At 57.8% G+C, this 17,665-nt stretch carries 18 protein-coding genes; 12 read left to right on the forward strand and 6 right to left on the reverse strand.

Going from position 1 to position 17,665, the window contains the following annotated elements:
- Nucleotides 1-30 precede the first annotated feature (30 nt).
- The 3 genes from Q0915_RS31895 to Q0915_RS31905 all read left to right on the forward strand — a co-directional run bounded on the left by Q0915_RS31895 (nucleotide 31) and on the right by Q0915_RS31905 (nucleotide 3,278).
- Nucleotides 31-1,425: an aspartate aminotransferase family protein gene (locus Q0915_RS31895; RefSeq protein ID WP_299484386.1), complete on the forward strand. Its 1,395-nt coding sequence runs from the start codon at nucleotides 31-33 to the stop codon at nucleotides 1,423-1,425.
- Nucleotides 1,426-1,675: 250 nt separating this feature from the next.
- On the forward strand, nucleotides 1,676-2,068 hold the full coding sequence (locus tag Q0915_RS31900; protein ID WP_299484387.1) for a YciI family protein: 393 nt from the start codon (nucleotides 1,676-1,678) through the stop codon (nucleotides 2,066-2,068).
- Nucleotides 2,037-3,278 carry an RNA polymerase sigma factor gene (locus tag Q0915_RS31905; protein WP_299484388.1) on the forward strand — a complete coding sequence of 414 codons (1,242 nt, stop codon included), beginning with the start codon at nucleotides 2,037-2,039 and terminating at the stop codon, nucleotides 3,276-3,278. Before Q0915_RS31900 ends, Q0915_RS31905 begins: the two co-directional genes overlap by 32 nt.
- 10 nt (nucleotides 3,279-3,288) lie before the next feature.
- Here the strand turns inward: Q0915_RS31905 and Q0915_RS31910 are convergent, their stop codons facing one another.
- Nucleotides 3,289-3,996 carry an SDR family oxidoreductase gene (locus Q0915_RS31910; RefSeq protein WP_299484389.1) on the reverse strand — a complete coding sequence of 236 codons (708 nt, stop codon included), beginning with the start codon at nucleotides 3,994-3,996 and terminating at the stop codon, nucleotides 3,289-3,291.
- Nucleotides 3,997-4,104: 108 nt separating this feature from the next.
- On the opposite strand from Q0915_RS31910, the gene Q0915_RS31915 reads away from it, so the two are divergent.
- The 8 genes from Q0915_RS31915 to Q0915_RS31950 all read left to right on the forward strand — a co-directional run bounded on the left by Q0915_RS31915 (nucleotide 4,105) and on the right by Q0915_RS31950 (nucleotide 12,075).
- Nucleotides 4,105-4,971, forward strand: coding sequence for a LysR substrate-binding domain-containing protein (locus tag Q0915_RS31915; RefSeq protein WP_299484390.1), 867 nt, complete (start codon nucleotides 4,105-4,107; stop codon nucleotides 4,969-4,971).
- 145 nt (nucleotides 4,972-5,116) lie between these two features.
- Complete coding sequence (locus Q0915_RS31920) at nucleotides 5,117-5,500, forward strand: VOC family protein (protein WP_299484391.1); 384 nt, start codon at nucleotides 5,117-5,119, stop codon at nucleotides 5,498-5,500.
- A gap of 115 nt (nucleotides 5,501-5,615) precedes the next feature.
- Nucleotides 5,616-6,023, forward strand: a complete 408-nt coding sequence (locus Q0915_RS31925; protein WP_299484392.1) for an MAPEG family protein — start codon at nucleotides 5,616-5,618, stop codon at nucleotides 6,021-6,023.
- 164 nt (nucleotides 6,024-6,187) lie between these two features.
- On the forward strand, nucleotides 6,188-6,784 hold the full coding sequence (locus tag Q0915_RS31930; RefSeq protein ID WP_299484393.1) for a hypothetical protein: 597 nt from the start codon (nucleotides 6,188-6,190) through the stop codon (nucleotides 6,782-6,784).
- Nucleotides 6,785-7,054: 270 nt separating this feature from the next.
- Nucleotides 7,055-7,234 carry a hypothetical protein gene (locus tag Q0915_RS31935; RefSeq protein WP_299484394.1) on the forward strand — a complete coding sequence of 60 codons (180 nt, stop codon included), beginning with the start codon at nucleotides 7,055-7,057 and terminating at the stop codon, nucleotides 7,232-7,234.
- A gap of 97 nt (nucleotides 7,235-7,331) precedes the next feature.
- The gene (locus Q0915_RS31940; RefSeq protein WP_299484395.1) at nucleotides 7,332-8,039 is read left to right on the forward strand and encodes a response regulator transcription factor; all 708 of its coding nucleotides are present in this window, start codon (nucleotides 7,332-7,334) and stop codon (nucleotides 8,037-8,039) included.
- A gap of 12 nt (nucleotides 8,040-8,051) precedes the next feature.
- A complete protein-coding gene (locus tag Q0915_RS31945; protein ID WP_299484396.1) occupies nucleotides 8,052-9,668 on the forward strand; it encodes a histidine kinase dimerization/phospho-acceptor domain-containing protein in 1,617 nt (538 codons plus the stop codon).
- Between the two features lie 106 nt (nucleotides 9,669-9,774).
- Nucleotides 9,775-12,075, forward strand: coding sequence for a fused MFS/spermidine synthase (locus Q0915_RS31950; protein ID WP_299484397.1), 2,301 nt, complete (start codon nucleotides 9,775-9,777; stop codon nucleotides 12,073-12,075).
- Nucleotides 12,076-12,182: 107 nt separating this feature from the next.
- Here the strand turns inward: Q0915_RS31950 and Q0915_RS31955 are convergent, their stop codons facing one another.
- The 5 genes from Q0915_RS31955 to cysG all read right to left on the reverse strand — a co-directional run bounded on the left by Q0915_RS31955 (nucleotide 12,183) and on the right by cysG (nucleotide 17,005).
- Nucleotides 12,183-12,716, reverse strand: coding sequence for a DUF934 domain-containing protein (locus tag Q0915_RS31955; protein ID WP_299484398.1), 534 nt, complete (start codon nucleotides 12,714-12,716; stop codon nucleotides 12,183-12,185).
- 32 nt (nucleotides 12,717-12,748) lie between these two features.
- Nucleotides 12,749-13,510 carry a phosphoadenylyl-sulfate reductase gene (locus tag Q0915_RS31960; RefSeq protein WP_299484399.1) on the reverse strand — a complete coding sequence of 254 codons (762 nt, stop codon included), beginning with the start codon at nucleotides 13,508-13,510 and terminating at the stop codon, nucleotides 12,749-12,751.
- Complete coding sequence (locus Q0915_RS31965; RefSeq protein ID WP_299484400.1) at nucleotides 13,497-15,155, reverse strand: nitrite/sulfite reductase; 1,659 nt, start codon at nucleotides 15,153-15,155, stop codon at nucleotides 13,497-13,499. The genes Q0915_RS31960 and Q0915_RS31965 overlap by 14 nt, the downstream gene beginning before the upstream one ends.
- Nucleotides 15,156-15,222: 67 nt before the next feature.
- Nucleotides 15,223-15,522, reverse strand: a complete 300-nt coding sequence (locus tag Q0915_RS31970; protein ID WP_299484401.1) for a DUF2849 domain-containing protein — start codon at nucleotides 15,520-15,522, stop codon at nucleotides 15,223-15,225.
- A 19-nt stretch (nucleotides 15,523-15,541) separates the two neighbouring features.
- Nucleotides 15,542-17,005 (reverse strand): siroheme synthase CysG, encoded by a 1,464-nt coding sequence (gene cysG / locus Q0915_RS31975; RefSeq protein ID WP_299484402.1) that lies wholly within the window; start codon nucleotides 17,003-17,005, stop codon nucleotides 15,542-15,544.
- A gap of 415 nt (nucleotides 17,006-17,420) precedes the next feature.
- Between cysG and Q0915_RS31980 the strand changes: the two genes are divergently transcribed.
- On the forward strand, nucleotides 17,421-17,552 hold the full coding sequence (locus Q0915_RS31980) for a hypothetical protein (protein ID WP_299484403.1): 132 nt from the start codon (nucleotides 17,421-17,423) through the stop codon (nucleotides 17,550-17,552).
- Nucleotides 17,553-17,665 lie beyond the last annotated feature (113 nt).

Consider the following 17,665-nt stretch of genomic DNA (forward strand, 5'->3'; position numbering starts at 1 on the left):
ATTGCCCCTTTCCCCTTCGGAGTTCATGCCATGACGGCTCATTCCAACATCTATCCGACAAAGGCGCTTCAGGAGATCGACGCAGCGCATCACTGGCATCCCTTTTCGGACATGAAATCGCTGAATGCGGAAGGCAGCCGCATCATCACCAGGGCGGATGGTGTCTGGCTGACGGATTCCGAGGGCCGCAGGATCCTTGACGGAATGGCCGGGCTCTGGTGCGTCCAGGTCGGTCACGGGCGAACGGAAATCACCGAAGCAGTTCAACGGCAGATGAACGAGCTCGCCTATTACAACACCTTCTTCAAGACGACCCACCCGCCCGCGATCGCGCTTTCCGAGAGGCTGGCCAAACTGGCCCCGGATCACATCAACACGGTCTTTTATTGCTCCTCCGGGTCCGAAGCCAATGACACTGTGTTCCGCATGGTGCGGACCTACTGGGACAAGATGGGCAAACCGGACAAGAAAGTGATCATCGGCCGCTGGAACGGCTACCACGGATCGACACTTGCCGGGACGAGCCTGGGCGGCATGAAAGCCATGCATGCGCAAGGCGATCTTCCCGTCGAAGGTGTCCACCATATCGATCAGCCGTACTGGTTCGGTGAAGGCCAGGACATGAGCCTCGATGAATTCGGTGTTTACGCGGCGCGGAAGCTTGAGCAGGCAATTGACGAACTTGGCGAAGACAAGGTCGCTGCCTTCATCGCCGAACCAATCCAGGGCGCCGGCGGTGTCATCATTCCACCCGACAGCTACTGGCCGGAAGTCCGCCGTATCCTGAGCGAGCGCGACATTCTTCTCGTTGCAGACGAAGTCATTTGCGGTTTTGGCCGCCTCGGCGAGTGGTTCGGCTCGACCCATTTTGAAATCAAACCCGACCTGATGCCCATCGCCAAGGGTCTGACGTCCGGATACCTGCCGATGGGCGGTGTTCTTGTGTCCGACCGAGTCGCCGAGGGGCTGATGAATTCCGGTGAAGATTTCAATCACGGCTACACCTATTCCGGCCATCCGGTTTGTGCCGCCGCCGCACTCGCAAACCTGGACATTATCGAGCGCGAAGGTCTGGTGGGACGGGTCAAAACCGACATCGGCCCTTATCTGCAGGAGCGCTGGAAACGGCTTGGCGAACATCCCCTCGTCGGCGAGGCACGCATGACGGGCCTGATGGGGGCTCTTGAGCTCGTGCCGGACAAGAAGGATCTTAAAAAGGCCTTCCGGGATGTCGGCACGGTCGGCACCATCTGCCGCGACATATCCTTCCACAACGGCATGGTCATGCGCGCCGTGCGCGACAGCATGATCATTTCGCCGCCGCTTGTTCTCACGCATGAAGAAGCCGATTTCCTGGTCAATACAGCGGAAAAGACACTCGATGACACCTACCAGAGCCTGAAGAAGGACGGCTGGCTGGGTTGAGGTTTCTGCCCGATTGAACTTTCTCTATCCTGAGCTTGCGGAGCACCTTCCCGCGCTCGGGTGCATCAGCCCTATCGGCTGCGCTGGCACGCACATATTCTGTGGCGGGATTGCCGTGCCGAAGACGGGATAGGCGTTCGAATTTCCACCCGCCGAGGGGATTTTGGTGTTTTTGTCACCTCTGCTTGTCGGCTAAGCTCGTTGTCGCACGTTCCTAGGTGACACCGCTTTGAAACCGGAGGAAAAGACGATGCTGTTTTCGGTCCTGATCTATGCCAACGAAGACTTTATGGATGCCATCACACCCGAGGAACATGCGGACATCATGAAACACCACCGCGCGTTCCACGAACATACCAAAGGCGCCAAGACCTTTGCCGCTGCGACCAAACTGATGTCGACGGGAACAGCGGTGACAATCAACAAGGAGAGCGACGACTATCTCGTCACCGACGGTCCCTTCGCAGAAACCAAGGAACAGTTCATGGGATTTTACATGATCGACTGTCCGTCGCTGGAGGAGGCCATCGACACGGTGAAATTGCTTCCGCTGGAGCATGGCCGCGTCGAAATCCGTCCGGTGGAATATTTCGAGGGGGCCGATTTCAAAAATGCCGAGCGCCTGGTTATCGACGCATCTTAGGGCTGCGCGCCCGCGTGTGCTGGCAGCATTGCACCGAGCCTTCGCCGATCTGGACCTTGCTGAAGACGCGTTTCAGGAGGCTTCGCTCAAGGCACTGAAAAGCTGGAATCCGGATGACCTGCCCAGAGATCCCGCTGCCTGGCTGATTGTCGCCGGGCGTAATGCAGGCATTGATCTTTTCCGGAAGAAAAGGCGGGAAACACTGTCCGCACCGGAAGACCTCGATCCGATTGTCGATGAGGCCGATACGGAGGAGGCATTGACGGAAGCCCTCGACAGGTCCGTCTACCGAGACGATATCCTGCGACTACTCTTCACATGCTGTCATCCTGTGTTGCGCCGCGACCAACAGATCGCACTGTCGCTAAAGATTGTCGCCGGCCTCTCCGTGGACGAAATCGCACGTGCGTTTTTGGTTCAGCCGAAAGCCATGGAGCAACGGATCACCCGCGCCAAGAAGCGCCTTAGCGCGGCCAAGCTTCGCTACGAGGAACCGGATGCCAAGGCGCGCGCAGAGCGGTTTTCCGCCGTTGCCAATGCCATATATCTTGTCTTCAATGAAGGCTATTCTGCCTCGCACGGCTCCCAACTCATCCGCACGCCGCTCTGCCTGGAGGCCATCCGTCTTGCGCGGATCATGGTCCGGCTGTTCCCCGAGGAACCCGAGTTGCGTGGCCTGCTGGCGCTTTGCCTGATCCAGCATTCGCGGCACAGGGCAAGGGTCAACACCAGCGGCGAAGCCGTTACGCTGGAATTTCAGGACCGGTCAAAATGGGAACGCAGACTGATTGCAGAAGGGAATGTGCTCCTGGAGGCTGCTCTTAGAAGCGCCGCGCCCGGGCCATTCCAGATCGAGGCCGCCATTGCAGCAACCCATACACGCGCTGCCATATATGACGACACAGACTGGACGGAACTGGACCGGCTCTATCGGGCGCTTGAGATCATTCGGCCATCCCCAGTGGTCTCGTTGAACCGGGCGGTCGTCATTGCCAAGCTGAAGGGGCCCGAAGAGGCACTTCAGCTTCTGGAGAAACTGGCGGTACCGCTTGAACGCTATGCGAGCTATCATGCTGCGACGGCAGCTCTCCTGGCAGACCTGGAACAGTATCCGAAGGCGCGAGCGGCCTATGAGGCCGCGATCCGGCACGCCGGAACCGATGTGGAGCGGCAGCACATCCAGTCGAAACTGGATGCGCTTGCCCATTGAGGTCATTACATCAAACGGATCGCGTGATGCCGCCGTCGACGCGTATATTCTGGCCGGTGATGTAACCCGCTCCCTCCGACGCCAGAAAAGCAACGACCGCGGCAATTTCATCGTATGACTTGCCATACCGCGCCATCGGGATGCGTGCGCGGAACTCTTCCTTTTCCGGAAGACTGTCGATGAAGCCCGGCAGAACGTTGTTCATGCGAATGTTCTCAGCCGCATACTTGTCTGAAAAGAGCTTTGTGTAAGCTGCAAGACCAGCGCGAAACACACCGGAAGTCGGAAAGACAGGGTCCGGCTCGAAAGCTGCGAATGTCGAAATGTTGACGATCGACCCGGATTTTTGCGCCTGCATGATGGGTGTCACAAGCCGCGTCGGTCTGACGACATTCATGAAATAGACATCTAGGCCCTTGTGCCAGTCTTCGTCCGTCAGCTCCAGGATGGGCGCACGCGGGCCGTGACCGGCGCTGTTCACCAGAACATCGATCCTGCCCCACTTTTCCATTGTGAGGTCAACGAGACGTTTCAGGTCGTCATTCGACTGATTGGATCCGGAAACGCCGACACCACCGAACTCCATAGCCAGTGCCTCACCCTTTCCCGAAGACGAGAGAATTGCGATTTCATGACCTTCCTGCACCAGTCTGCGCGCCGCATCCGCGCCCATGCCGCTGCCGCCTGCGGTTACGACCGCCACCTTTTTGTCTGCCATCTCGGTATCCTCAATTGTTCACTCACCAAAATGTATGAGCCTCGGCAGGTCTTGACCAATCATTTTTGAAAGGATTAGACTGTTGAAAAGCTACTGTCTTGAAAAAATATGCGTACGCCGAGACTTCAACATATCAAGATGTTCGATGCCGCCGCCCGGCATCTGAACTTCCGTCTTGCCGCCGAGGATCTGAACCTCACTCAAGGCGCAGTTGCTCAGGCAGTCAGGACCCTCGAAGCAGATCTGGACGTCATATTGTTTGAAAGGAAAGCGCGCGGCCTCGCCTTTACCGAGGCGGGCCGGCTTTTCCACTCGGAAGTCGCAAAAGGCCTTTCCGTCATTGAAGAGGCTACAAAAAAATTATATCCATCAGTCAACAAAGTCACCATCAGTGTTCCGCCTTCCTTTGCGTCGAAATGGCTCGTTCCGAGGCTACCGGCCTTTATGGAAACACATCCGGACATTGACGTGCGCATCTTCGCCAGCGAGCAAATCACGGATTTCAAGGGCCAGGATGTCGACATTGCGGTTCGTCAGGGAAAACGCCCGACCAGTCAGAGACTTGAAGTGCAAAAACTCGCGTCACTGGACTTGAAGGCATATTGCAGTCCAAGTGCCGATTTTTGCCCGCAAAACCCGCTCAGTCTGGCCGATCTGATCCGAATGCCGCTCATTCAGGACGGGCACAGGCACTGGGACCTCTATATCCACGAGCATGGCCTGTCGCCGACAGGACCGTCGTTGCAATTCAACCAGACCTCGCTTGCCCTTGATGCTGCGGCCAACCGGCAGGGCATTGCCATCGCGCCGCGCCTGATTGCCGAGGCCGATGTGCGCAACGACCGACTTTGCGAAGTCTGGTGCGATGAAGCCCTGACGGATCTCGGCTTCTGGCTTGTTCACCCGGTGAAACGGTCCGCAAATCTGAACGCGCGTTCCGCGCTGGTTGCCTGGATCTCCGGTGAATGCCGTTAACAAATGCCGCGTCACCCTGAGATTTTCGGGATCGTTCGTTCATTTTCAAAAAAATCGACCTGCCCTGTCGGATTTGCGGATTGCTGTCCGTCCTCTGATCACCTGGGTCTACCAGGTCATTGATTTCGAGATGAGGACAAATGACATGAGCAATCCGATGCAAACACACGGCGCTTTCAGCTGGATGGAACTGATGAGTGGCGATGGTGCAAAAGCCAAGGAGTTCTATTCAAGTCTTCTGGGCTGGGGTCTGGAAGACATGGAAATGCCGGGCATGACCTACACGGTTATTGCCAATGGCGAAGACAAGATCGGTGGCTTTCCTCCAATGCAGTCGGAACCGCCGCGCTGGCTGCCGTATGTGACCGTCGACGATGTCGATGCGCGTATCGAAAAGGCCAAGTCACTTGGCGCGACCATCTCCAGCGAACCGATGAGCATCCCAGGGGTTGGCCGTATGGCAACCCTTGTCGATCCGGTGGGCGGCGTGATTGCACTGATTACGTATGAAGCGCCGGCCGAAGCCTGAACCCCGGAAAGCTGCGCCAATCGCGCACCTGAAATGATTTCGGCCGGCCAGTCCCGCGCAACGCCGGGCCTTTGCCGGCCGGAATATCCAATTTCCATTTCATGAGGAGACCTCCATGGAACTTGTTTCCGCGCTGCCGGTAACGATCCTGTTCGTTGCCCTTTTTGCGCTCATCCAAATTCCGATGACTGTCGCTGTCGGTCTGCGCCGAGCTCAAATCAACATCCAGTTTCTTGACGGCGGGGACGGTGTCTTGCTTCAACGCATGCGGGCACATGGCAACTTCACCGAGACCGTCCCTATCGCGCTGCTTGCAATGGCGGCAGCCGAACTCGCCGGTGCGCCCCACCTCCTGCTCTGGATTGGAGGCTGCGCATTGCTGGCAGGGCGACTGCTTCACTATGCAACGGTTGTCATGACGGGTTTCGGCATCGGCCGCGCGATCGGCATGCTGCTGACCCTGTCGTCGCTCGTCGTGTTTCCGGGATATGTTCTGCTCAAGACGGCCAGCTTGACACATTAGACGTGCACTGGCATTCGTCAGTGTTTAAAGCAATGGGTAAGTCTGCAATTTGCTATACAATGCTTTAGCTCTGTGACATACTTACTTACAGGAAAGACAGCATTGTCTTTCCTTTTTTTGCTCAGAAGTTATTTTTACAACTTGATACACAGGGGGATGTGGAAATGGATTGGTTGGGGAAGATAGTATGCGCGACAGCGTTACTAATAGGGACAATGTGCAGCGCCAACGCCGTTGTAATCAATTTCGATGATCTTGGCAGCAGTTTTGGAGTTGGCGAACTAACAGGTAATGAATATGCGGGGTCGGGTGTCCTTTTCTCGACGCCAGATGTTGCTCTGAATTTGGGGACCACGGTTGGAAGTTCACCAAATTCCCTGGGAGCAAGCACCAGCGCTATCGGTAATGGCAACTTCAATGGTCAGTTGAACGTCGATTTCACAGGCGGTTTGTCTTATACAGATGTGTCGTTTTTGATCTTCAATACACCATTTCAAGCATCTGCATTCGACATCGGCGGAAATTTGCTAACCACTCTCGCCAATAGTGGCGGTTTCAGCCAAATCTTTGATTTCTCAGGGTTTGCTGTGCATCGTCTTGAAATCACAGGCAGTAATTACGCAATTGACGACTTTTCATTCAGCACCGCAGCGGTAAACGTAATTCCAATCCCGGCTGCATTGCCACTCTTGGCAGGCGCACTCGGGCTGATGGGCGCTGTGGGCTGGCGGATAAAGCAAAAGGCCTCGGCTTCAGCATAACGATAATACTATACTGCCTTAACAAAGCTCTGCGGCCCTTCGGGGCCGCTTTCCTTTTGGCAAAAGAAACCGATTTGGATGATCTTTTGCTGTTTGTGTCCTGCGGCGGGACATCCATTGCCCCAAACCTCAGACAATCAGGGCGGTATTGTCGCTGTCGGGTCAACTCGCCAAAAACCCAATATGCGCAAAATCTGCACAAAGCTTCACATCCGACTGCAAGAGCACCCGGCTACTTCTAACGTCAGTTCCGCTCACCAGGAGGATACAATGTTCTTGAGCGCCATCAGGTTCCGTCTGAACTTTCACCCCTGTCCGTTCACCCCATGGACCGCAGAGAGGCTTGCCGAGCCGAGCCGCGACCGGCGCTCCGGGCTTTCCAGAACCGAAATTATCGACACGTCCCTTCCCCGTAAGCTGCGCCGTGACGGCTGGTGGCTGGAAACATGATGTCGCCTCGGTTATCTCTTAAGAAACAGCTGATTTAGACACCCCTTTTCAGGCTCCCCCGATCCCTTATGGGAGCGCAATTGTCCGGACCAGTCCATTGCAGACCAAAACCATTCTTGTTGTCGATGATGATCCGAATATCCGGGAGGTCATCTGTTTCGCCCTCCAGAAAGCCTCTTATAGCCACGAAATCGCGACCAATGGCAAAGAAGCGCTGGACAAGATGGTCCTGTGCGCTCCGTCGCTGATCATACTGGACATCGGCCTTCCGGAGATGGACGGCCTCGACGTGTGCCGGGAACTCAGGAAAACGTCGGAAGTGCCGATCCTGTTCCTGTCTGCGCGCGATGATGAAATCGACCGGATCATCGGACTTGAGCTTGGCGCGGACGACTATGTCACAAAGCCGTTCAGCCCTCGGGAGCTGATCGCCCGTGTCGGGGTTATTCTCAAGCGATATGCGGCACCGCAAACCGTTCAGGACGCTGAAACACCCCAGTTGAAGCAGGGGCTCATCACGCTGGAAAAAGACGAACGCCAAGTGAAGGTCAACGGTCTTGAAATCGGACTGACGGCGATCGAATTCGAAATCCTCAGTGCGCTCATGAGCCGTCCCAAGATCGTCTTCACGCGCGAACGCATTCTGGAAAAGGCCTACCGGGACAACATTCACGTCTCGGACCGCACCATCGACAGCCATATCCGCAATATCCGCGCAAAACTTGGTTCGGGCGGGTGCAACGATGCCATTGAGACCGTGCACGGCGTGGGGTTCCGGCTCGGTTCTTGCGAAAACGCAGGCTAAGCGCGGTCGCATATGGTGATATCCCGCTCCTTCCGCGACCGCTGGCGACCGCCACTCAGTCTCGTTATTGCACTGGTTCTTTGCATCATGCTGCTCGTCCCGCTTGCCGGGATCGTGTTTTTTCGTGTTTACGAAAACCAGCTCATACAGACAACGGAAGGCGAACTCATCGCCCAGTCCGCTGCCATCGCTGCGATCACCGCACAAAATCTCAGAACGTTCGGCGGTCAGGATCTTCAAATCGGACCCGTCGCCACTCCTCAGGCTCCCTACTCCCTGGAGACGCTGGTTTCGTCCACGCGCCGATCGACAAAAGAGCCTGGCGGCGCCTGGACGCCGCAACTCCCGAGCCTCGATCTCAACAAGACGCCGGTGATGCCGGCGCGGCCAGATCCTATTGCGACCGACCAGGAAATCCACCCGGCCTATGAGGCTACCGGCAAAGCGATCGAACAGGTTCTCAGAGATACCCAGAAACTGACACTTGCGGGGTTCAGAGTTCTCGATCTGAACGGTGTCATAATTGCCGGGCGTGACGACACCGGCCTTTCCCTCGCACACGTGGCGGAGGTCAAGCGCGCACTTGCCGGTTCCTATTCAAGCGCCTTGAGAGAACGCACCGTGCAGAACCCGCAACCCATCTATTCGATCAGTCGGGGGACCAGCGTTCGCGTATTCGTGGCGCAGCCGATTCTTATCGACAACAGGGTCGCTGGTGTTGTCTACGCCTCACGTACACCAAGTAACATCCTCAGGGAGATGTTCCTGAAATGGGATACCGTGTTCTGGGTGCTCGCCTTCGTGCTGATCGCGACATTTGTCGTCGGATTCATCTTCGCACGCGGGATTGCAGGTCCGATCAAGGCCCTCACGGAAAGATCCTTGAAGATCGGCCGGGGAGACCGGGACGCACTCAAACCTCTCGCGATCCACGGCAACAGGGAAATTCATGCGCTGTCGACCAGCATGCTGGACACATCACGGAAACTGTTCGACCGCAACGACTATATCAATACTTTCGCCAACCACATCACGCACGAACTCAAGACACCGCTGACCGCAATTCAGGGAGCCGCCGAGTTGCTTCGCGACGCCGGCACTGATCTGAGCGATGCCGATCGGGAAAAATTCCTGAGCAATATCCTGAGCGATACTCAGCGCGCCTCACGGTTGCTGAACCGGCTTCGTGATCTGGCTCGCGCCGACAGCGTGGAGATAGGCGGTGCGTGCCGCCTGTCTGCCGTTCTTGCCGAAACGCGTTCGCGGTTCCAGAGCATTGCCATCGAAGAAAGCGCTGATTGCGAACTCCCGCTGTCAGCCGAAAACGCGCGGATCGTTTTTGAAAACATGATCGACAATTCGATAAGACACGGCGCGAAAAGGGTTACATTCACACCTCAAGCAGACGACGGCGGGGTCTCGGTTCTCGTTTCGGACAATGGCGAAGGCATCTCGGCCGGCAATCAGGATCAGATTTTCGACCTGTTCTTCACCACGCGCCGGGCAAGCGGGGGCACAGGCATGGGACTCGGGATCATCCGGGCACTCCTGAAAGCTCACCACGCGACAATTGAGATGGTGCCGCAAGATCGCGGTGCGGGCTTCAAGATCCGCTTTACGAACACTTGAAATTGACTTAGACGCCGTTTGTTTCCTTCTTCTTAAGCACGTCTTTTATGCGTTGCTTAACTTGACATCCGTAGTCTTCCCCCGGGTCATTTTGGGGAAAGACACGATGCAGCAACAGCGGCAACACCCGCTTTCAGCGAATGAAGGCGGGTATTTCGGCATAACCGTTCCGGTTCTGCAGCTCTTCGCAGGAACCCTGTTCCTGAGCGCATTTCTGCTGTTTTCCGTTCAGCCGTTCTTCTCCAAACTGGTGCTGCCAAAGCTCGGCGGATCCCCGGGCGTCTGGTCCGTCGCAATGGTGTTTTTCCAAAGCGTTCTCCTGCTTGGCTATGCCTATGCACACGCCCTGACCCGGTTCCTGAGTACGAAGCACGCAATCATCATTCATGCGCTTGTGCTTTTGTCCGCTTGTGTTTTTCTGCCTCTCGGGATTTCCAGCGGCTGGGACACGCCACCTGCCACTTATCAGGAGCTCTGGCTTCTCGGCCTCTTTGCCGTTTCCGTCGGTCTGCCGTTTTTCGCCGTCTCCGCCAATGCCCCGCTGTTGCAGGCCTGGTTCACGCAGACAGGCCACAAGCATGCATCCGATCCGTACTTCCTTTACGGTGCAAGCAATATCGGCAGCTTTGCCTCGCTCTATCTCTATATTCTCGTGCTTGAGCCCGGCCTCAAACTTGGTACTCAGTCACTGTTCTGGACTGCCGGTTATCTCGTTCTGGTCATCGCCATCCTGCTTTGCGCGGCGAGCGTTCTGCGCCGGCCCCAGACCACGTCAAGCGAACCAAACGCGACTGCTGAGGAGGTAGGCCACGCTCCGGTTCAGCGCATCACATCGCGGCAGATTTTCGTTTACCTCGGACTGGCCGCCGTTCCTTCGGCGCTCACGATTGCCTTGACTGCCCATATCGCCGTCGACATCGCCTCGGCGCCGTTCATGTGGGTGGTTCCGCTGTCGCTATTCCTGCTGACATTCGTGATCGCGTTCAAAACAAAACCGCTGATCTCCGTTGACTTTCTGTCCAGCATTCTGCCCTTCGCCGCAATTCTGGCCGCCGGGGTGATCTTCCTGCCCAAGCTGCTGCCGCTTACCTTCGGGCTCGGTGCCAATCTGCTGATCTATTTCATCACGGTTCTTTACTGCCACGCGCGGCTCTATCAGCTGCGCCCGCATGCCAGCCAGCTGACCGCGTTTTATCTCTGGATGTCGGTCGGTGGCGTTCTGGGTGGCATCTTCGCCGGGCTCATCGCGCCGAATGTCTTCAACTGGGTGGCGGAATACCCGATGCTGATGCTGGTCGCACTGTTTCTGCTGCCGCTGAAGAACGGCGCGACCGCTTCCACCGCGATCAAGACAATTCTCTTCGGAATCGCGCTCACGGCGCTCTTCTGGGTTGGTGTGTCACGCGGCTGGATCCCCGAGATCGAGGGCCACGAGATCGTCGTCATGTCGATTATCGGCCTGATAACGCTTGCGGCCGTGGTGCAGGTCAAATGGCAGGCTGTTGCCCATGTCCTGCTGATCCTGACGGTGCCGCTGGTGCTTCTCCTGCAACTCCACCCGAGCGTGGTGCACACGGAGCGCTCGTTCTTCGGCGTGGTCAAAGTCAAGGACACGGACGACGGCACGCATCGAAGAATGGTTCACGGCACGACGGTTCATGGCAGCATCGCCATGAGCGCCTTTGACGCGGACGTCGGCAAGGGATCTCCCGAACCGCTCGCCTATTATCATGAAACCGGCGAGATGGCCGACACGCTGCGCGCCGCGCGCGCGTCTGCCGGAACCGGCATGGACCATGTCGGCGTCGTCGGTCTTGGCACCGGAAGTTTCCTCTGCCACAGCCTTTCCGGTGAGACCTGGACGGTTTACGAGATCGACAGGTCCGTTATCGATGTCGCTTCAAACCCGGCCTATTTCCGTTTCATTTCGGACTGCGGTCCCGACACAAAAATGGTGCTCGGCGATGCGCGTCTGACACTTGAGGCGGAACCGGACGGGAAATTCGATTATCTTCTGATCGACGCTTTTTCGTCAGACTCCATTCCGGTGCACCTGATGACACGGGAAGCGATCGCGCTCTTTTTCTCCAAGATCGAAGAGAACGGACTGCTCGCGCTGCACATCTCCAATCGGTATCTGGAGCTGGCAAGCGTACTGGCAGCGGTTGCGGAGGCGGACGGCTATTCGATCCGGTTTGCCGAACATGGCGCCATTGAAGGCGAAACAAGACCGGACCAGGTGTTTGCCGCAAATGTCATGGTGTTCGCGCGCGATGAAACCGATCTCGGGCCCCTTCTGGACAATCCCAGATGGAATGACGTTCGCTCAAACGGCACGGCGCTTTGGACAGACGATTATTCGAATATCGTCGGTGCCATCATCCGTCACGAATTCAGCGGAGAGTGATACCAAACTCAAGAAATAAGACGCAGCAAACCCGGCCACAGCAAGCTGCAGCCGGGCTAAAGAACCGGCGGAAAAAAACGGGACGCTGAGTTTCCTCCGCCGACGTTTTATTCTGCTGCGACCGCCACATCCCGGAAAGAACGGCGCGCCCACGGACGGGTACCGACGGGGATCTCGTCGACCGTGCCAACCGGCTGCAGATACTTCGTGACTTCCGGCCACTCACCTGCCTTGAGCGCCTTCAGGACTTCCGGCTTTGAAATCTCAAAAGAAGAGACGCCGCAGCGGCGGGCAAGCGGAACCTGGTCGAGGATGTATTTTCCGGCGGCGCGGATGTCGCCCTGATAGCCGATCTGTTCACGCAAGACACGGGCTGCCGAAAATCCACGGCCGTCGGCAAAGCTCGGGAAATCGACAGCGACATATGCCAGCCGGTCAAGATAGGACCGGATCAGCTCGACATCGTCTCCAGCTTCCACCAGCACTGCCGTCTCGCCGTCGCGGTTCAGGTATTCGTCCGCGGCTTCCAGGAACAGGCTCTGGGGCACCAGTGCATCGCCGGCAATCGCGGCTCCTGTTTCCGCGTCGGCGCGTTTCCAGTTCTCTTCGACGAATTCGCCGTCCTTATAGATCGTGGTCATGTTTTGCGTCCTCAGTTTCAATAATACAGCGGTCAGATACCACTGCCGTCGATTTCCTTGCCGTGGGTTGGCCAGTGAATACCGCATTCCGTCTTGTCCTTGCCGCGCCAGCGGCCGGCACGCGGGTCTTCTCCCGGGGCCACCTTGCTGGTGCAGGGCAGACAGCCGATGGAGGGATATCCTTGCGAGACCAGGGGATGGGGCGGCAGGTCGTGCGATCTCGCGTAGTCGAGCACTTCGGTTGCGGACCAGTCGGCGAGCGGATTGACCTTCACGCGGCCGGCATCGATTTCGAAGTGTTCAAGTTCCGCGCGCGTCGCGCTCTGGTGACGCTTGCGGCCAGAGATCCAGGCCTCAAATCCATAGAGCGCCCGTTCCAACGGAACGACCTTCCGGATGTGGCAGCACGCATCCGTATCGGACATCCAGAGCATTCCCGCCGGATCCTGTTCTGCCAGGTCTTCCTGCGTCGGCTTGAAGGTGCGCACGTCCGTGAGACCCAGCTTTTCAATCAGTTCGTCCCGGTAAAGCAGCGTCGCCGGAAAAAGTTTCACCGTGTCGACGAACAGGACCGGTGTCGACGGATCAATCTGGGCGACCATGTGCAGAAGCACGGCCGAGTCTGCACCAAAGCTGGAGACCATGGCGATATCACCGGCAAACTGGTGCCGGATTGCGCCCATCAGGATCTCCTGTGCGGACAGGTCCTCATACTGGGAGTTCAGCGCGGCGACTTCCGCCTGCAGCCCCAGCTCCGGATCTACCCCCAGACTGAATGTCTCATGCAGCGCCATAAAGGGCCTCCTTGAACGGCACCTCCCCAACCCGGCGGTAGGCCTCCAGGAAGGTTTCTTCCTTGCCGGATCTCAGACCAAGATAGGTCTCGACCAGTGTCTCGATCGCATCGACCACTTCATCGGAAGAAAAGCCTCGGCCGACAATCTCGCCGATGGACGCGTTCTCGTTCGCCGAACCGCCGAGCGTCACCTGGTAGAATTCCTCGCCCTTCTTTTCCAGGCCGAGGATGCCGATGTGGCCGACATGGTGGTGTCCGCAGGCGTTGATGCAACCTGAGATCTTGATCTTGAGTTCGCCGATCTCCGCCTGGCGGTCAGCTGTGCCGAAACGCTCCGAGATGCGCTGTGCAACCGGGATCGAGCGAGCCGTTGCCAGGGCGCAGTAGTCCATACCCGGGCAGGCGATGATGTCCGTGATCAGGCCAGCATTGCCTTCTGCGATTTCCGCTGCCGTCAACCGGTCGAAAATCGCAGGCAGATCGTCGAGCTTTACATGGGGCAGAATGACATTCTGCTCGTGGCTGATGCGGATTTCATCGTGGCCGTACTTTTCAGCCAGCTCCGCGATAACTTCCATCTGCGCATCCGAGGCATCGCCAGGGATACCGCCGATGGGCTTCATGGACAGCGTCACGGATGTATAGCCAGGTACCCGATGCGGGTTAAGGTTGTGCGCCAGGAACTGGGCAAAGGCAGCGTCGTTTTCGCGGCGCGCTTCCACAGCTGCCGAGGTTGCCTGACCGACTTCGAGGGGGGGCGGTGCGAAATAGGCTTCGATCCGGCGGACTTCCTCATCCGGCAAACGCAGAACGCCGTAGCGGATTTTTTCGAATTCTTGCTCGATATCCGCTTTCAGCTCTTCCAGACCGGTTTCGTGCACCAGGATCTTGATACGCGCCTTGTATTTGTTGTCCCGGCGGCCATAGCGGTTGTAAACGCGCAGGATCGCTTCGGAATAGGCCAGCAGATCCTCTTCCGGCAGATAATCGCGCACCTTGCGTCCGATCATCGGCGTACGGCCGAGCCCGCCGCCGACATAGACGACAAAACCTATCTCGCCCTCATCGTTGCGGGTCAGTTGCAAGCCGATATCGTGGACCTGAACGGCGGCACGATCGTTCGGCGCGCCGGTGATGGCGATCTTGAACTTGCGCGGCAGGAACGAAAATTCCGGGTGGAGAGAAGACCACTGGCGCAGGATTTCCGCATAGGGACGCGGATCTGCGACTTCATCGGCAGCAGCGCCGGCGAAATGGTCCGCCGTAACGTTGCGGATGCAGTTGCCGGAGGTCTGGATGGCGTGCATCTCCACTTCCGCCAGCTCTTCCAGGATTTTCGGCGTGTCTTCCAGCTTCGGCCAGTTGAACTGGATGTTCTGGCGCGTGGTGAAATGCCCGTAGCCCTTGTCGTAGGTGCGCGCGATATGGGCCAGCTTGCGCATCTGTCGGCCATTAAGCGTGCCATAGGGAATGGCAACACGCAGCATGTAGGCATGGAGCTGGAGATAGAGGCCGTTCATCAGGCGCAGCGGCTTGAACTCGTCCTCGGACAGCTCACCCGCCAAACGGCGGCGGACCTGATCCTTGAACTGTTCGGTGCGCTGATTGACAAAGCTGGCATCAAATTCGTCGTAACGGTACATCTTTGAACTCTCCTGGCTGGCGCTGCCGTTTTTGCTTATGCGGCGCTGCCTTTTCCTTGTGTCCTGATCAGGCCGAAACGGCCTGTGCCTGTTTGCCGAATTGGGGATGTGTGGTCGGGCCTGCGGCGCGAATGCGCTCGCGCAGGCGGACCGGTACGATCACGCCGTCTTCGAGCGACACGTCCATTTCGTAGACCCCGACGACTTTCTGCGCCTTTTCAGCGTCCTGTCCGATGGCAAGTCCCTGCGCGACCTGGTCCTTGCCCTCAAAGGTGCTTGCAAGCGTCACACGCTCGACCCAGTTGCCGTTTTCGCCGAGCCAGACGACGTCGCCGTTGAGGAGGCGGTTGGCTGTGATGACTTTCATGGCGTCTGCTTTCTTTTCCTCAGGCGACCGCAGCCCGGGCCACAATATGCGGCGCCAGCGGTTCGGCCTTATCCAGGGCGGCGTGACCGACGGCCTCGCCAATGACAATGAGCACCGGTCCGTCGATCTCTTCACGGTTCGACAGAACCGCGAGTTCAGAAAGCGTTCCGGCAAAAAGACGTTCGTCTGCGTGTGCGGCGTTTTCAACGACCGCGACCGGCGTATCCGGTTTGAGGCCGGCTCCGATCATCTTGCCGGCAACAGCTGCAGCAACGGTGCGACCCATATAGACAGCAACAGTCGCGCCTTTCAGTGCGAGACCAGCCCAGTCCGGCAGTGTTTCAGACTTGGCGTTATGACCCGTTGCAAAGACGAGATTGGAGGCGACACCGCGCAGGGTCAGCGGGATCTGGGCCGAAGCTGCCGCGGCGAAGGCTGCAGTCACGCCGGGAACAATCTCAAAGCCGATCCCGCCAGCGCGGAGCGCCTCCATTTCTTCTGCAGCCCGGCCGAAGATCATTGGGTCCCCGGCTTTCAGGCGCACAACTTTCATACCTTTTTCAGCAAGGTCCACCAGCAGCTCGCAGATCTCGGACTGCGGCACGGAATGCGCCCCTTTGCGCTTGCCGACGGAAATGCGTTCTGCATCACGGCGGCCCATGGCGACGACGCTTGAGGGAACCAGCGCGTCATGGACGATCACATCGGCTTCCTGAAGCAGGCGCTGCGCCCGCAGCGTAAGAAGATCCTCTGCGCCGGGTCCTGCACCGACCAGCCAGACAAATCCAGGCTCGTCGGCCATTCCGTTCAAAAGACGCTGCGCCTCGGCACGGGCTTTGTCGGATTTTCCGGCATAGAGATTGGTTGCAACGGAACCGGAGAAGAACCGCGCCCAGAAATTGCGGCGCAGCGCTCCATCGGTGATGACCTTGGTTGCCGCATCCCGGAAGCTTTCTGCCAGACGCGCCAGCTCGCCCGTCGCGCGGGGCAGCATCGCCTCTATGCGTGCACGAATGTGACGGGACAGAACCGGTCCGACGCCGGTGGAAGTGATTGCAACGGCAATCGGCGCCCTGTTGACGAGCGCACCTGTGTAGAAATCGCAGAGCTCGGGCTTGTCGACCGCATTGACCGGGACACCCTTGATCCGGGCGGCGTCGACGACAGCCTTGTCGAGATCCCAGTCTTCACGCGCCGAAAAGACAAGTGCGGCGCCGTTAAGATGCACGGGGCGGAAGTCTTCGGCGATATGCTCGGCGCGGTAGAGATCGATCGCCTCCTGAAGATCTGCTTCAACGACCTTCGAGATCACGACGATGCTGGCATTGGTTTCGCCCAGCAGGCGTACCTTCGCAGCCGCTTCACCGCCATGGCCGACGACAAGCACACGCTGACCGGCAACCTTCATGAACGCCGGAAAAACATCGAGGCGGTCTTCAGGTTTTTTCAGCGTTTTCACGGTGTCACCGCGACGGTTGGCCATCTTCAAGGGTCTCCAATCCCAGTCTGATGGCCTTAATGTAATTTGCCCTCCAGCAATGCGCCGGGCACCGCTTTTCAAAGCTCAGCGCAGAAGAGGAATAGTTTTTTCCGGTTCCGGCTTTTCACCGATTTCCGTTCCAGATCACGTTTTCAGCTCAGCGTTTTCGCGGGGACCAGCAGGACATTCACTCAGTATTTCCAAGGAGCTGGCGGAGCCGCACCGCTCGATGGCACTGTCACCACACGAGTCTAGAGTAGCGCCTAACCAGGTCGCTTGGATTGGTCCCGGATCAAGTCCGGGACGGCGCAGAGTTCGTTGCGCAGCACAGAACCTCAATGTCCGTGCATCTACCAAACGTCGTCGTCCCGGGCGCAGTGCAGCAGAGCTCCGGGATCGGAGAGCATCGGCGCTGGCCATGAAACACATAACGCTGATCTTTTGCGGTTCCCCGATCCCGGCGCGCGCTTCGCTTGGCCGGGATGACAGTGGATGTTTTTCGTCTCACGGCAATCCAGTTGTCATCCCTGCACAGGCAGGGATCCAGTAGTCATCGGGCTCAACTCAGTGCCAGTTACCTCAAGTTACAGACCACTGGATCCCGGTTTTGCCGCTGGTGCGTCAAACCGGGATGACAACAAAGGCTCAGTCATAAAGCGCAGG

The sequence above is a fragment of the uncultured Roseibium sp. genome (assembly GCF_947494555.1).
Taxonomy (GTDB): Bacteria; Pseudomonadota; Alphaproteobacteria; order Rhizobiales; family Stappiaceae; genus Roseibium.

What these genes read in the sequence shown, in the direction of transcription:
- Q0915_RS31895 (WP_299484386.1), top strand. Translation starts at nt 31, where the DNA reads ATGACGGCTCATTCCAACATCTATCCGACAAAGGCGCTTCAGGAGATC.
- Q0915_RS31900 (WP_299484387.1), top strand. Translation starts at nt 1,676, where the DNA reads ATGCTGTTTTCGGTCCTGATCTATGCCAACGAAGACTTTATGGATGCC.
- Q0915_RS31905 (WP_299484388.1), top strand. Translation starts at nt 2,037, where the DNA reads ATGCCGAGCGCCTGGTTATCGACGCATCTTAGGGCTGCGCGCCCGCGT.
- Q0915_RS31910 (WP_299484389.1), bottom strand. Translation starts at nt 3,996, where the DNA reads ATGGCAGACAAAAAGGTGGCGGTCGTAACCGCAGGCGGCAGCGGCATG.
- Q0915_RS31915 (WP_299484390.1), top strand. Translation starts at nt 4,105, where the DNA reads ATGCGTACGCCGAGACTTCAACATATCAAGATGTTCGATGCCGCCGCC.
- Q0915_RS31920 (WP_299484391.1), top strand. Translation starts at nt 5,117, where the DNA reads ATGAGCAATCCGATGCAAACACACGGCGCTTTCAGCTGGATGGAACTG.
- Q0915_RS31925 (WP_299484392.1), top strand. Translation starts at nt 5,616, where the DNA reads ATGGAACTTGTTTCCGCGCTGCCGGTAACGATCCTGTTCGTTGCCCTT.
- Q0915_RS31930 (WP_299484393.1), top strand. Translation starts at nt 6,188, where the DNA reads ATGGATTGGTTGGGGAAGATAGTATGCGCGACAGCGTTACTAATAGGG.
- Q0915_RS31935 (WP_299484394.1), top strand. Translation starts at nt 7,055, where the DNA reads ATGTTCTTGAGCGCCATCAGGTTCCGTCTGAACTTTCACCCCTGTCCG.
- Q0915_RS31945 (WP_299484396.1), top strand. Translation starts at nt 8,052, where the DNA reads ATGGTGATATCCCGCTCCTTCCGCGACCGCTGGCGACCGCCACTCAGT.
- Q0915_RS31950 (WP_299484397.1), top strand. Translation starts at nt 9,775, where the DNA reads ATGCAGCAACAGCGGCAACACCCGCTTTCAGCGAATGAAGGCGGGTAT.
- Q0915_RS31955 (WP_299484398.1), bottom strand. Translation starts at nt 12,716, where the DNA reads ATGACCACGATCTATAAGGACGGCGAATTCGTCGAAGAGAACTGGAAA.
- Q0915_RS31960 (WP_299484399.1), bottom strand. Translation starts at nt 13,510, where the DNA reads ATGGCGCTGCATGAGACATTCAGTCTGGGGGTAGATCCGGAGCTGGGG.
- Q0915_RS31965 (WP_299484400.1), bottom strand. Translation starts at nt 15,155, where the DNA reads ATGTACCGTTACGACGAATTTGATGCCAGCTTTGTCAATCAGCGCACC.
- Q0915_RS31970 (WP_299484401.1), bottom strand. Translation starts at nt 15,522, where the DNA reads ATGAAAGTCATCACAGCCAACCGCCTCCTCAACGGCGACGTCGTCTGG.
- cysG (WP_299484402.1), bottom strand. Translation starts at nt 17,005, where the DNA reads ATGGCCAACCGTCGCGGTGACACCGTGAAAACGCTGAAAAAACCTGAA.
- Q0915_RS31980 (WP_299484403.1), top strand. Translation starts at nt 17,421, where the DNA reads ATGAAACACATAACGCTGATCTTTTGCGGTTCCCCGATCCCGGCGCGC.